The 13,698-nt window shown below is 67.5% G+C and carries 12 protein-coding genes; 9 read left to right on the top strand and 3 right to left on the bottom strand.

The annotated features are described in order from the left end of the window. The first annotated feature begins 318 nt into the window (after positions 1-318). Genes ABZ345_RS25235 through cobF form a run of 6 tightly spaced genes read left to right on the top strand, consistent with a single transcriptional unit; the run spans position 319 to position 8,193 of the window. Positions 319-1,446: a GNAT family N-acetyltransferase gene (locus ABZ345_RS25235; RefSeq protein ID WP_359853343.1), complete on the top strand. Its 1,128-nt coding sequence runs from the start codon at positions 319-321 to the stop codon at positions 1,444-1,446. Further along, the gene (locus tag ABZ345_RS25230) at positions 1,443-2,579 is read left to right on the top strand and encodes a hypothetical protein (protein WP_359853340.1); all 1,137 of its coding nucleotides are present in this window, start codon (positions 1,443-1,445) and stop codon (positions 2,577-2,579) included. The genes ABZ345_RS25235 and ABZ345_RS25230 overlap by 4 nt, the downstream gene beginning before the upstream one ends. Further along, complete coding sequence (locus ABZ345_RS25225; protein ID WP_359853337.1) at positions 2,579-5,050, top strand: acyl-CoA reductase; 2,472 nt, start codon at positions 2,579-2,581, stop codon at positions 5,048-5,050. Before ABZ345_RS25230 ends, ABZ345_RS25225 begins: the two co-directional genes overlap by 1 nt. Continuing rightward, positions 5,047-6,273: a phenylacetate--CoA ligase family protein gene (locus ABZ345_RS25220; RefSeq protein ID WP_359853334.1), complete on the top strand. Its 1,227-nt coding sequence runs from the start codon at positions 5,047-5,049 to the stop codon at positions 6,271-6,273. The genes ABZ345_RS25225 and ABZ345_RS25220 overlap by 4 nt, the downstream gene beginning before the upstream one ends. Then, positions 6,267-7,430, top strand: coding sequence for an MFS transporter (locus tag ABZ345_RS25215; protein ID WP_359853331.1), 1,164 nt, complete (start codon positions 6,267-6,269; stop codon positions 7,428-7,430). Before ABZ345_RS25220 ends, ABZ345_RS25215 begins: the two co-directional genes overlap by 7 nt. A gap of 4 nt (positions 7,431-7,434) precedes the next feature. Next, a complete protein-coding gene (cobF, locus tag ABZ345_RS25210; RefSeq protein WP_359853328.1) occupies positions 7,435-8,193 on the top strand; it encodes a precorrin-6A synthase (deacetylating) in 759 nt (252 codons plus the stop codon). Here the strand turns inward: cobF and ABZ345_RS25205 are convergent. From ABZ345_RS25205 to ABZ345_RS25195, 3 genes are read right to left on the bottom strand one after another with little or no spacing between them, the layout of a single operon-like run. Then, a complete protein-coding gene (locus ABZ345_RS25205) occupies positions 8,157-9,059 on the bottom strand; it encodes a 2OG-Fe(II) oxygenase (protein ID WP_359853326.1) in 903 nt (300 codons plus the stop codon). The genes cobF and ABZ345_RS25205 overlap by 37 nt on opposite strands. Further along, positions 9,059-9,289: a hypothetical protein gene (locus ABZ345_RS25200; RefSeq protein ID WP_359853323.1), complete on the bottom strand. Its 231-nt coding sequence runs from the start codon at positions 9,287-9,289 to the stop codon at positions 9,059-9,061. The genes ABZ345_RS25205 and ABZ345_RS25200 overlap by 1 nt, the downstream gene beginning before the upstream one ends. Before the next feature lie 33 nt (positions 9,290-9,322). Continuing rightward, positions 9,323-9,847, bottom strand: a complete 525-nt coding sequence (locus ABZ345_RS25195) for a TetR family transcriptional regulator (protein ID WP_359853320.1) — start codon at positions 9,845-9,847, stop codon at positions 9,323-9,325. A gap of 139 nt (positions 9,848-9,986) precedes the next feature. Between ABZ345_RS25195 and ABZ345_RS25190 the strand changes: the two genes are divergently transcribed. The 3 genes from ABZ345_RS25190 to ABZ345_RS25180 all read left to right on the top strand — a co-directional run bounded on the left by ABZ345_RS25190 (position 9,987) and on the right by ABZ345_RS25180 (position 13,692). Then, entirely contained in the window at positions 9,987-10,808 is an 822-nt protein-coding gene (locus tag ABZ345_RS25190) for an oxidoreductase (protein ID WP_359853317.1), read from the top strand. A gap of 37 nt (positions 10,809-10,845) precedes the next feature. After that, on the top strand, positions 10,846-11,736 hold the full coding sequence (locus ABZ345_RS25185) for a helix-turn-helix domain-containing protein (RefSeq protein WP_359853314.1): 891 nt from the start codon (positions 10,846-10,848) through the stop codon (positions 11,734-11,736). Between the two features lie 177 nt (positions 11,737-11,913). Next, positions 11,914-13,692 carry an alpha/beta hydrolase gene (locus tag ABZ345_RS25180; RefSeq protein ID WP_359853313.1) on the top strand — a complete coding sequence of 593 codons (1,779 nt, stop codon included), beginning with the start codon at positions 11,914-11,916 and terminating at the stop codon, positions 13,690-13,692. The last annotated feature ends 6 nt before the right edge of the window (positions 13,693-13,698 follow it).

Genomic DNA, 13,698 nt, shown 5'->3' with positions numbered 1-13,698 from the left:
CGTGTTGACATGTGACAGAAAGGAACAGCTCCTCGAGAAACCGAGAAAGCGATCCCGCTCACAGCGGTGATCAAGCCTTCAACCAGTCAAAACTCACCCGGAAGGACCAACGAGAGCATTTCAAGTTAAGGCGGACTTGATAATACATGTGATCCCGCTCGCCACCGGGAATCAATTTCGCTGCTCATGCGCTTCCCTCACCTGAACGGCGGTTGTACCAGCCAGTAGCCTGGATTTAGGTCAACCCCTCGCATTCACCAGAAGCCGTCACGGCTTATTTCGTGTGCGCCCGAAACGGGAGACGAAGGAGGCACGGCAGTGGCACCCGAGTTCGAGCCGGCTCGACTCGACGACATCGACGACCTGCTCAGGCTGTACCGGCGGGCGCACGGCGCGAACTACCCCATCGCGATGGGCACCGACCCCGACGTCATGGCGGCGGAGATCGAGGCCGCCGGCACGACGTGGCTGGTGTGGCGCAACGACAACAGGGTCGTCGCGTCGATCACCGGGCACGTCGAGCACGAGGACCGCCTGGGCAAGATCGCCGGGCTGGTCGTCGATCCGGACGCGCAGGGCGGCGGCATCGCCCACCACGCGGTCGGTCAGATCACCGACCGGATGCTCGCGACCGGTGACGTCGACTCGGTCTACGGCACGGCTCGCACCATCCACATCGCGCCGCAGAGGGTGTGTCTGCGCAACGGGTTCCACGCGCTCGGACTCGTCCCGAACCTCTTCAAGCACGCCAAGCGGGAGACCATGGCGTTGCTGGCCAGGCACCGCGACGGCGTGCTCGACCAGCGGGCCGAGGTGCACAAGGCACCCAAGAGCCTCGAGAAGCTCGTCACGGCAACGCATCGGACGATCGGCCTGCCGCATCTGCCGGAGTTCATCGAAGGCACGGACCTCCCGCAAGCCGAACCGTCACGGCTCGAGATCATCGAGGCGCCGCAGTTCGTGCAACGGCACTTCGAGCACAACATCAACGACCCCGCGCGCCGGTTCTACCCGCTGCACAAGCCGAACGTGCTGCTGGCGGACGAGCAGGGCGCGTACCAGATCTACGGTCACCTCAACCGGCACGACGGCTACTGCACGATCTTCGGTGCCACGCCGAACCCTCAGACGATCATCCCGCACCTCAACGGCGTGATCGACACGCTCACGGGCATGGGCGCGCCGCACGTCGAGACGCTGGTGCCGTTGCGCGAGTTCGACGAGCTGAATGCGTTGCTGGCCTTCGGTTTCCTCCCCGTGGCTCTGTATCCGGCGATGCGCAGGGACGGCGACCGCTACCACGACTACGTGGTCATGGTGCACACGCCGCAACCGCCCGACTTCCGCGGGCTCACGATCGACGAGGCGTTCCGGCCCTTCACCGAGCAGTACATCGAGCTGTGGACGCAGAAGTTCCTCAACACCAACGGAGTGTTTCGCGCATGAACCCGCACCTCGGTCCGGCATCGGTGCCGGACTCCTCTCTCGGTGCCGTCCAGCAGCTGTGCGACATCGCGGCGCCGTACGACCACAGCGACCAGGAGCTGTTCCTGGAGGCCATGAACGAGTCGAACAGGTGGCACGCGTCCCGCAACGAGTTCTTTCGCAGCCTGTGGAACGGCAAGCCCCTCAAGGACATCACCGAGCAGCCGTACGTGCACGCCAACTTCTTCAAGATGCACGAGGTGCTGTCGGTGCCGCGCGACGAGGTCGTCGTGCACGCGACGTCGTCCGGCACCACCGGGCAGAAGTCGCAGATGTTCTGGGACGCCTGGACGGTGCGCGCCGGGCAGCGGATGGTCGCGCGGATCTACGACCACAACGGGTTCATCGACGACAGCGAGCCCGTGCACTACCTGATCAACCTCAACCAGCCGACCGCGAACGTCAAGCTCGGCAGCTCGTTCACCGGGCAGTTCATGACCGACTTCGCGCCCGTGCGGTCGGTGGACTACGGCCTCGCGCACACCGGCACCGGCCACGAGTTCGACGCGTTCGGCAACATCCGCGCGCTGCGGCGGTTCGCGGACAGCGGGTTGCCGGTGCGGATCTTCGGCTTTCCCGCGTTCCTCAGCTTCACCCTCGATCGCATGCGCGCCATGGGAGTCGAGCCGCTGCGGTTGAACGAGCGCTCGCTGGTGTGGTTCGGCGGCGGCTGGAAGGGCAACGCCGACAAGCAGATCTCCAAGTCCGAGCTGCGCGCCAAGGTCACCGAGATGCTCGGCGTCCCGGACGAGCGGATCCGCGACAGCTACGGCTCGGTCGAGCACTCGGTGCCGTACGTCGAGTGCTCCCAGCACAACCTGCACGTGCCGACCTGGTCACGTGCGATCGTCAGGGACGTCCGGACACTGGAACCGTTGCCGTACGGCGAATCCGGCTACATCCAGTTCGTCTCCCCGTACATCACCTCGGCACCCGCGCAGAGCGTGCTGATGGGTGATCTCGCCGCGCTGCACGCACCTGAGAAGTGCGGTTGCGGCAACGAGACCCCGTGGTTCGAGATCCTCGGCCGCGCCGGCGTCTCCCGCAACCGTTCGTGCGCCATCGCGGCCGCAGAGCTTTTGAAGGGTAAGTGATGAGGCACTTTTGGCAGGGTGAGTGGGTCGACGACGACTCGGTCGCGCACCGGCTCGACACCCTGGAGGACCGCACCCAGCAGGTCATCACGGGCCCGCGGCTGAGCCCGCTCGTAGTGCTCGCCGCGGCGGAGAAGCTCGTGCTCGACGACCACCGCGCCGCGCTGGCGTCGTGGGGTCTCGACGAGACGGAGATCGAGGAGACGCTCGACGCGTTGCGGCACGCCCTGAGCCGCTCCGAGCTGGAACGCAAGCTCAAGCGCGAGCTCGGCAACCTCGACCCGGCGCGGATGGTCCGTTTCGACTTCCGCACGCCCACGTACGAGGCCTGGGTGCCGCTCGGGCTGCTCGCGCACGTGACGGCGGGCAACGCGCCCGCCGCGGGCGTTCTGAGCGCCGTCGAGGGCCTGCTGTCGGGCAACCTGAACGTCATCAAGGTCGCGTCGGACGACTCCGGTTTCACCGCCGAGGTGCTCGCCGCACTGGCCTCGCACGACCACACCGGCCAGATCGCCGCGCGCCTGATCGTGCTGGGCTTCTCGTCGTCGAACACCGACTGGATGACCCGCATGCTCGGTGCTGCCGACGCCGTCGCCGTCTGGGGTGGCGAGGAAGCGATCAACGGGGTCACCGATCTGGTGCGGCCCGGCACGCGGGTGATCGACTGGGGCCCGAAGCTGTCATTCGCCTACCTCACGCGCGACTCGTGGTCCGATGTGGACACCCTGCACGCGCTGGCGGCGGACATCTGCGCGTTGGAGCAGCAGGCGTGCTCCAGCCCGCAGGTGATCTACCTCGACACCGAGGACCCCGCGCAGGTGTTCGCGTTCGCCGAGCGGTTCGCTTCGGTGCTGGAGCTGACCGGGCCGCTGACCCGCGAGCCGTCGCAGGCGGAGTGGGCCGAGATCACGAACACCGTGGTCGTGGCCCGGCTGGAAGAACACCTCGGGCTCACCAAGGTGCACAGCGGCGACCGCTGGCGCGTGCTGGCGGACGTCCGACCGGCGTTGCGCACCTCGCCGCTGTACCGGACGGTGTGGGTGAAGCCGCTGCCGCGCAAGGAGATCACCTCCGTGTTGCGGCCGATGCGCCGTTACCTGCAGACCGTCGGGCTGGCTGCGGAACGACCCGACGTCGCTCTGCTGGCGCGGTCGTTCGTTTCCGTCGGCGTGCAGCGGATCACCACGCCCGGTTCGATGCTCGGCGGTTACAGCGGTGAGCCGCACGACGGCGTGTACGCGTTGCAGCGCTACAGCAACCGGGTGTCCGTGCAGCTCGACGACAGGTTCGCGTCCGACGCGTCGCTGGACGACCTGGCCGAGTCGCGCCAGCTCCCCGTTCCCGCGGTGCCGGTGACCTCGAAGTCCGACTTCGAGACTTTGCAGGACCGTCCGGCGGACGTGTACTTCCGCAGCGGTGGCAGCTCCGGCGCGCCCAAGCTGTCGGCCTACACGTGGGCGGACTGGGACGAGCAGATGTGGGTCGGCGCCGAGGCGTTGCTGGCCACCGGGCTCGACCCGCGGCACGACCGGATCATGAACCTGTTCTTCAACGGGCACATGTACGCGAGCTTCGTCAGCTTCTTCTCCGCGCTGGAGCGGATGAACGCCGTGCAGTTCCCGATGGGCGGCGAGTGGGGCCAGCTCGACGCGATCGCACAGGCCATCGTGGACAATCGCGTCGACACGCTGCTGACCGCGCCGTCGTTCGTGCAGCGGCTCTTCGCCGAACACGGCGAGATGCTCAGGGAGTACGGCGGCATCCGCAAGATCTTCTACGCGGGCGAGCACTTCGGCGCGCAGGCCATCGCGCGGCTGCGGGACGAGTTCGGCATCGAGACGATCCGCTCGGCCGCGTACGCGACGGTCGACGCGGGCCCGGTCGGCTACCAGTGCCAGGAGTCGTCCGGCAAGGTGCACCACCTGTTCACCGGCCTGCACACGCTCGAGATCCTGGACCCCGACTCGGATCGCCCGGTCTCCGGTTCTGATCCGGGCCGGCTCGTCTTCACCACGCACACGCGGCGTGGGCAGCGGCTGGAACGGTACGAGATCGGCGATCTCGGCCGCTGGGTTCCCGGCGAGTGCGCGTGCGGTCGTCGCACGCCGCGGTTCGAGCTGCTGGGGCGCACCGGTGACGTGTTCCGGGCGGCCGCTCAGACGTTGAACTACCGCCGGTTCCTCACGATTCTGGAGGACGAGTACAGCTACGCCGGCGCGTTGCAGATCGAGCTGAACGAGGACTCCTCCGGCGAGGAGCTGGTCGTGCGGATGGAACGCGGCCGCGCGCCGGAGCCCGCCGCCAGCCAGATCACGCTGCTGTCGCGGTATGCCGAGGTCGCGGAGGCGGTCGAGCAGGACGCGCTGCTGACCGTGCGGGTCGAGAACGTGCCCCTCGCGGACTTCTTGCGCACTCGCAGCAGTGGAAAGTTGATCTCGGTCGTCGACCAGCGCAGCAGCAGGAGTGTGTGAACGTGTCCGTGCTCGACCTCATCTGCTACGCCCGTACGCACTCCCCGTTCTACAAGGAGCTGTACGACGGCGTTGAAGGCTCTTCGCTCGCGGATCTCCCGGTGATCGACCAGGCCGCGTTCTGGGCCGCGAACACCATCCGCGACAACCAGGTGCTGACCCGCGCGCACACCGAAGGGCTGATCTTCAAGACCGGCGGCACGACCAAGGCTCCCAGGGTGTCCTTCTACACCAACGAGGAGTGGGACGCGATGTGCCGCACGTACGCGGAAACGCTTCCCGCGGCGGGGTTGCGGCACGGCGACCGGATCGCGAACCTGTTCGCGGCCGGGGAGCTGTACTCCAGCTTCATCTTCGCGCTGAACTCGCTGCAGCGCTCGCCGATCGACCTGGTGCAGCTGCCGATCACCGGCAGCGCGCCCGTCGAGTTCACGCTCACCACGATGCAGGACTTCGACGCGACCGTCGTGGCCGGCTTCCCGACGACGTTGTGCCGCCTGGCCTCGCACGTGGTCGCCGAGGCTGGGTCGCTGCCGTCGGTGCGGTTGATCCTCTTCAGCGGCGAGGCGTTGTACGACGACCAGCGCGCGCTGCTGTCCTCGGCGTTTCCTCAGGCCGAGTTCCGGTCGTTCGTCTACGGCAGTGTGGACGGCGGGATCATCGGGACGGCGGTGCTGGGCTCGGACGACCCGCGGGTGTTCCGGGCCTTTGTGGACAGTTCGGTGCTGGAGATCGTCGATGTCGAGACCGGTCGCCCGATCACCTCGCCGGGCCGGCCGGGGCGGTTGCTGCAGACGGATCTCACGCGGCGCTTGCAGCCGATGATCCGGTACCCCGTCGGTGACCTGGCCGAGTGGGTCGACGTCGAGGACGGGATCTTCCGGTTGCTCGGACGGGCGGACGAGGGTGCCCGGGTCGGGCCTGTCACCTTGCATCTCGATCACCTGCGTGCCGCTGTCGACCGTGCCGGTGTGGTGCACAACGGGGTTCAGGTCGTGATCCGGCGGGTGGACGCGCGGGATCAGCTGGTGTTGCGGATCGCTGGTGCTCAGCAGGATCTGCTCGGCGCTGTTCGCGATGAGGTCTACGTGATCAGCCCGCGGTTCGAGCTGCAGGTCGGGCGCGGGACCGTCGCTCCCCTGGCGGTGGAGTGGGTTTCGGCTGTGGAGGTCAATCCCCGCAGCGGCAAGACCGTGCGGCTGATCGACGAACGCCCGTGCTGACCCGCTCGTTCCGGCTGGTGTGGCTGGGCCAGGTGCTCTCGCAGGGTGGCACCCGGCTGTACCAGATCGCGCTGCTGTGGTGGTTGCTGGAACAGATGCCCGCGTCGTCGCGCGGGCTCGCGGCCGGGGCGTTCCTCGTGGTCGGCGTGCTGCCGTCGCTGACGCTGGTCGGGTACATCGGGCGGGTCATCTCGCAGGTGCCGTCGCGGACCGTGATGCTGCGGGCGGAGGCGGTGGCGTTCCTCGCGGTGTCGTCGCTGGTTCTGGTCGGCGACCCTCCTGTGTGGAGTGTTTACGTCGTCGGGCTGGTGCTGGCGACCTGTCAGGCGTTCTTCGACCCGACCCTGATGAAGGCGCTGCCGGAGCTGGTTCCTGCTTCGGACGTGCCGCGGGCGGTCAGTTACGGCTCGTCGACGCAGCCCGTCGCCAACTTCGCCGGCGCGGCGTTCGGTGCAGTGCTGCTCGCTTCCTTCGGGTTCTCCGGCGCCGTGGTGGTCAACGCTCTGACGTACCTGATCTCGGTGCTCTGCTTGCTGATGGCACGGTTCGCGACTACTCCAGCGGCGGGTACCGGTGAGCGCGGCACGTGGGCGTTCCTGGGCACCTTGCCCGGCGTGAAGCCGATCATGCTGGTGTTCGCCGGGGTCAACTTCTTCTCGACGCCGACCGTGCTGGTGTTGCCGCTGTACACGAAGTCCGTGCTGGGCGGCGATGCCGTGTCGCTGGCGTTGCTGGAGTCGGCCGTGTGGCTCGTGCTGGTCTGCGGTGCCCTGCTGGCGCCGCGGATCCCGGTGCGCGGTTCGGTGACCTCGTTCGGCGCTGTGTGCGTGGCGTTGTTCGGGGTCTTCCTGGCGGTGCCCGGAGTCGTGGTGTCGCTGCCGGTCTACCTGGTGGCGCTGGTGTTCAGCGGGTTCTGCCTCGGGGTGTGCAACGTCAAGTTCCTGACGTTGTTCCAGCAGATCGTGCCCGCGGCGGCCAAAGGACGTTTCTTCGCGGCGCTGACGGCAGTGTTGAGCGTCACTTATCCAGTGGCGTTCCTCGGCTTCGGCGTGTTCGGTGACCTGCTGGGCGCCCAGGTGCTCGTGCTGGTGCAGGGTGCCGGACTGGTCGCGCTCGGGGTGGTCTTGGCGCGGCTGAAAGCACCTGCCTTAGTGTGAGCCGGTGCGAAAGATCCTGGTCATCGGTATCGGCGCGGGCAACCCCGACCACCTGACGGTGCAGGCCGTCAAGGCGTTGCAGACGGTCGACGTGTTCTTCGTGCTGGACAAGGGATCGGTGAAGCAGGAGCTCGTCGACCTGCGCGCGTCGATCCTGGCCGAGCACGTGACGCGGCCGTACCGCTGGGTCGAGGGCCGGGATCCGGACCGCGACCGCTCACCGTCCAACTACGCGGCGGAGATCGACAAGTGGCGGCGGGCACGCGCGGACGTGGTCCTCTCGCTGCTGTCGGAGCTGGGTGAGGACGAGGTCGGGGCGTTCCTGGTGTGGGGCGACCCATCCCTGTACGACTCGACGCTGGCGATCCTCGACGACCTGCTCTCCCGCGGTGAGTCGTTCGAGGTCTCGGTGATTCCGGGCGTGACGTCAGTGGCGGCCTTGACGGCCGGACATCGCGTGTCACTGAACCAGGTCGGCAAGCCCGTGCAGATCACGACCGGACGGCGGCTGGCGGCCGGGTGGCCGTCCGATGTGGACGATGTCGCCGTGATGCTGGACGCGAAGTACTCGTTCGAGGGCGTCGACCCCGACACCTGGATCTACTGGGGTGCCTACCTGGGCATGCCGGACGAGATCCTGATCTCCGGCCGGGTCGGGGACGTGGCCGCCGAGATCCGCTCGACGCGCGAGGAAGCCCGTGCGCGCAAGGGGTGGATCATGGACACCTACCTGCTGCGCAGGGCTTCCGCCGCCTCGTCGTAGAGGAACGGCAGGGTGCAGTAGCGGTTGCCTCTTTCGACCGGTGTGACCTCGTGCAGCAGTGAGCAGGAGAACACCAGGGCGTCGCCTGGCCCGGCCCGGTAGGTGCGGCGGCCGTACTCCGGGAATCTCAGTTCGCCGCCCGCGAAGTCGTCGTTGAGGTTGATCGTGACGGCGAACCGGCGGTGCGCGGTGGCCTTCGTGGTGTTGTCGCGGTGGACTTGGAAGTGGCCGCCGGTCTCGGCTTCGTAGCAGGCGATGATCCAGCGCTCGACCCTCGTGACCTGGAACTGGAACGCCCGGTGGATCTCCGGGACCAGCCTGCGTTCGACCCTGGCCTTGAGAGCGTCCATGAGCTGGCCTTCGAGGGTCAGGTCCTGGCGGCGTTTGTGGGTGTGGTCGTGGACGGCGACCGTGCGGCCCTGGGCGTCGTCGCGCATGAAGCCGGTGTCGTGGCCGCCTTCTCGCAGGTAGTGCGCGACCAGTTCCGCGCACAGTTCCGGTTCCAGCACTCGCGGCACAACCAGCACCGGCGCCGGCAGATCTGGTGCCGGCGGGTCCGGGATCGGGTGGCCCCGCGGGATGACGGCCACCGCGCGCAGGTTCTCGTCGAGGAGGACCGAGGCGTTGCCGATGCCGTAGAGGTTCGCGATCTGGCCGTCGTCGACGATGACCGTCACGCCGTCCGGTGGGTCGCGCGGGTCGGCTACTACCCACACCACGCCCAGCTTCTGCGCGGTGTCGTGCAGGTGCTGGTCCAGTTCGTCCGCGAAGGTCACGACGATCGGGTGGCCGGCTTCGGCGCTCAGGTAGTAGTCGGTGTCGCCCCTGACGGCGAACAACGGTGCCCGGTCGCCTGGAGTGAGCATCAGAGCGTGTCGTTGCCGTCCGGCGCGATCAGGCTGTCATTGCCCTGCGGCGCGACCAGGCTGTCATTGCCTTGCGGAACGACCAGCGAGTCGTTGCCTTGCGGTGCGATGAGAATGTCGTTGCCCTGCGGCACGACCAGCGTGTCGTTGCCGTCGGTCGACGCCTCTGCGACACCGCCGGTCACGGCCGTCGCGACGATCACCGAACCCGCGATCAGGATCTTGCGCACGTTCCCACCCCAGTAGTGGTCTCGTTCCCGAGGTTACTCGGCGATCAGCCGGCGCACGGACTTCTCGACGAGCGCACGGGTGGCGTTCGGCGTGCTGAAACCCAGTATCGACATGTGCACCACCAGGTCCAGCAGGTCGGTGGCGTCGTACGCGGCCGTGAGCTTGCCTTCGAGCTGGGCCTGCGCGATGGCCTCGATCTTGTGGCGGTAGGCCTCGGCTTCCGCCGCGGGGACGACGTCGAAGCCGTTCTCGAGCCGGTGGTACGCGGCAAGCCTCAGGATCTGGGGCTGCTCGACGTAGGAGTCGAACAGGCGGCCCGCGTAGCCGGGCAGGTCGTCGGGCGTGATCGGGACCGACTGGATCATGCGGTCGATCTGGATCTTCAGCAGCTCCTCGAACAGGCCCTCCTTGCTGCCGAAGTAGGCGTAGATCATCGCTTTGTTGCAGCCGGCCTTGGCTGCGATGCGGTCGACCCGCGCGCCGGCGATCCCGTACTCGGCGAACTCGTCGAGGCCGGCCTCCAGCAACTTGGCCTTCGTCGCTTCCCTGTCCCTCACCACACTCCGCATTCTAACCAACCGGTTGGTAGAAGCAACCAACTAGTTGGTTGACACGCGGGTGCGGTCGTGGTTGACTGGCTTTAACAACCAAACAGTTAGTTAGTTCAGCCAACCGGTTAGTGGGGAGTGGAGCGTCATGAAGGTCGCACTGGTCACGGGAGCCTCGTCGGGGATCGGCGAGTCGACGGCCGTTGAGCTGCAGAAAGCTGGATACACCGTGTATGCGGCGGCGCGGCGGGTGCAGCGGATGGAAGGGCTGGCGACCTGGGGCATTCGGGTGCTGGAGATGGACGTCACCGACGACGAGTCGATGGTCGCGGGCGTCGAGCAGATCATCGCGGACGCGGGCCGGATCGACCTGCTCGTCAACAACGCCGGCTACGGGTCGTACGGGGCGTTCGAGGACGTGCCGCTGAGCGAGGGCAAGTACCAGTTCGAAGTCAACGTCTTCGGGCTGGCGCGGCTCGTGCAGCTGGTCGTGCCGCACATGCGAAGGCAGAAGAGCGGCCGCATCGTGAACGTGTCGTCGATCGGCGGCAAGATCTACGAGCCGCTCGGCGGCTGGTACCACTCGACGAAGTTCGCGGTGGAGGGGCTCAGCGACTCGCTGCGGCTCGAGCTGAAGCCGTTCGGCATCGACGTCGTGGTGATCCAGCCCGGCGCGATCAAGACCGAGTGGAGCGGCATCGCGGTCGACAACCTGCGCAAGCGGTCCGGCGAGGGCGCGTACTCCGAGCAGGTGCGTCAGCTGTCGGCGTTCTTCAGCCAGGCCGACCGAGGCTCGGACCCGAAGGTCATCGCGGACGTGATCGTGAAGGCCGCGCAGGCACGCCGGCCGAGGACGAGGTACGCCGCCGGGTTCGGCGCGGGGCCGATCCTGTTGGCGCGCAGGGTGTTGTCGGACCGGGCGTTCGACGCGATGTTCCTCGGGGCGATGCGGCGCGCCGCCAAAGCCTGAGCCGGTAGGTTCGGTGCCAACCACCGAGGGGAGTCGTGTGCACGAGGGGCTGTCGCAGGAAGCCGAGCAGCTGTACCTGGCGATGCTGCGAGGCGCGATGAGCAAACCCGGTGCGGCGCACGAAGAGCTCGAACGGCTGGGGCTGGTCCGCAACGACGACGTGCGCCCGCCGCGGTCGGCGCTGGCGGCCATCGCGTCGAGCCACGAGGCCGCGGCCGTCCGGGCCAGGGAGACGGCCGAGATGCTGGCGCGGGCCTACGCCGAGCACCAGACGAAAGAGGTCGACTTCGTCGAGGTGCTCAAGGATGCCGACGAGGTGATCAGCGCCTTCGAGGAGATGCAGAACCAGGCCAAGACCGAGATCCGGGCGCTCGACCCCGGTTCGTACCTCAGCCCGCAGCCGGAGGCGAGTCCCGCACAGCCTCCGGCGCTGGCCCGCGGTGTCGGGTACCGGGTGGTCTACGAGTCGGCGCTGCTGCAGACCGAACTCGGGTTCGCGTCGGTGCAGGAGAGCATCGCGGCGGGCGAGCAGGCGCGGACGTTTCCCGGCGTGCCGCTCAAGCTCGTGATCGCCGACTCGGACCGGGCGCTGATCGCGGTGCCGACGGTCACGGGCGGGAACGTCGTGGCACTTCTCATTCACCCGTCCGTGCTGCTGAGCGCCCTCATCGAGCTGTTCGAGGCGTTCTGGCGGATGGCCGTGTCGATCACCCCAGGCAGTCAGCAGGACACCCACGAGGAACCGACGACAGCCACGCGCCGGCTGATGGCCCTGCTCAGCGCCGGCCTGACGGACGAAGCGATCGCGCGCGAACTGGGCGTCAGCGAACGCACGGTGCACCGCAGGGTCAGCCGGTTGCAGCAGCTGCTCGGCGCGCAGACCCGGTTCCAGCTCGGAGTCCAGGCGTCACGGCGCGGATGGCTCTAGTCACGCAAGGTCACGAACATGAGCATCCTTCATCACTCTGTGAACATCTTTCGTGACAGTTTTCAGACATGGCGACTTTCTGCCACCGTCCGCGAGTGTCAAACGCGGGAAATCCCCTTCCTCCCCTGATGCAAGCGCGGCCTCACCCGGCCGTGCGGGGGCAGGAAGGGATCCACCGTGAGGAAGTACTTCAGAGGCGGGCTGGCCGCACTGACAGGGGTGTTGATCGCCACGAGCGTCGTGCTCGTGCCGACGGCGAACGCGGCGGCGAACCAGGACCCGGACACGGGCAAGCTCGCGGGCGCGCTGACCTCGCAGAAGATCACGTGGGAGGAGTGCGCCTTCCCCGGTGTGGCCGAGGAGACGGTCAAGAAGTTCAAGACCGTCAAGGGGCTGGCCTGCGCGACCGTCCAGGTCCCGCGCGACTGGCACAACCCGGCCGACGGCAACACGATCGGCATCCGGGTCTCCAAGACCGAGACCGCCTACAAGGGCACCAGCCGTCAGGGCATTGCGCTGGTCAACCCCGGTGGCCCCGGCGGTTCCGGCCTGCCGTGGGGCGCGGCGATGGCCCTGCGCACACCGGTCCTCGCCGGCCAGTACGACTTCATCGGTTTCGACCCGCGCGGTGTCGGCCTCTCCACGCCTCTCACGTGCAGCTACACCGTCCCGAACAGCACCGACGTCAACGTGCTGAACAAGGCGAAGGTCGACGGCTGCCTCGAGAACCCGCTCACCCAGTTCATCACCACCGAGCAGACCACCTACGACATGGACTTCATCCGTGTCCTGCTCGGCGAGAAGAAGACGAGCTACATCGGTTACTCCTACGGCACGTGGCTCGGCACCTGGTACGCCGCCACGTTCCCGAACAAGGTCCACCGCATGCTGCTCGACTCGGCCGTCGACGCCTCGCAGTCGACGCTCGAGAACACCTGGGACCTGCAGCCGCGCACGCGCGACCGCCAGTTCCAGGAGGCGCTGCTCCCGTACATGGCGCGTGACAACGCCACGTACGCCCAGGGCACCGACCCGATGGAGATCCGTCGCAACTGGGAGAAGGCCGGCGGCACCCGCGAGTTCATCGGCCAGCTCTTCGTCGCGTGGTTCGTGATCCCGGCCATGTACGACACGACTCAGTACCCGACGGCCGGGTCCGCGGTCGCCGCGGTCATCGACGCCTCGAAGACGCCGAGCACCGCGAGTGACTCCGAGAAGGTCGAGCAGCTCGTCTCGAAGATGCTGGCCACCAAGGGCCTCACCGACGAGAACAAGGCGTTCATCGCCAAGGGCAAGCAGAACGCGCTCGCCGCGATCGCCAAGAAGGAGCGCGTCGCGGTGAAGGCCACGACCGCCGCCGCCGAGGTCGAGACCTGGGACGCGACGTTCGAGGCGATCCGCTGCCAGGACGGTCAGTGGAACCAGAACCTGCACTACTGGAACTACTGGCTGGCCGACCTGACCGTGAACGCGCCGTTCATCGCGCCGTTCATGAGCACGCCGCTGTGCGCCTACTGGCAGACCAAGAACTCGATGCCGAAGCCGGACAAGAAGACGTTCCCGCGCATCCTCATGGCGCAGGCCGAGCTCGACGCCGCCACCGCGTACGAGGGTGGTCTGGCCACGGCGAAGGCACTTCCGGGCGCGAAGCTGATCAGCGTCGACAACGAGGGCTCGCACGGCCTGTTCCCGTACAACACGGACTGCGTCGACGACCCGATCGTCTTCTACTTCCAGACCGGTGCGACCCCGCGCAAGCAGTTCACCGGTTGCCAGGCGCTGCCGTTGCCGCACGAGGACAAGACCTACGACGTCGGCGGCAAGCTCACCGACGGCAAGGTGAAGATCAAGATGATCACGCCGGCCGTCAAGGAGGCCAACAAGATCGTCAAGGACCTGCTCAGCGGTTCCTCGACGGCGGCCGCCGACGAGTCGGGCATGCCGGCCAACCTGTAACACCCG

This window comes from Lentzea sp. NPDC005914, from assembly GCF_040629405.1.
Classification (GTDB): Bacteria; Actinomycetota; Actinomycetes; order Mycobacteriales; family Pseudonocardiaceae; genus Lentzea.
The sequence above is the reverse complement of the archived record's forward strand: the minus strand, read 5'-3'. Positions and strand labels throughout refer to the sequence as shown.

Coding starts and splice junctions, on each gene's coding strand:
- ABZ345_RS25230 (WP_359853340.1), top strand. CDS start 1,443: ATGAACCCGCACCTCGGTCCGGCATCGGTGCCGGACTCCTCTCTCGGT.
- ABZ345_RS25225 (WP_359853337.1), top strand. CDS start 2,579: ATGAGGCACTTTTGGCAGGGTGAGTGGGTCGACGACGACTCGGTCGCG.
- ABZ345_RS25205 (WP_359853326.1), bottom strand. CDS start 9,059: ATGCTCACTCCAGGCGACCGGGCACCGTTGTTCGCCGTCAGGGGCGAC.
- ABZ345_RS25190 (WP_359853317.1), top strand. CDS start 9,987: ATGAAGGTCGCACTGGTCACGGGAGCCTCGTCGGGGATCGGCGAGTCG.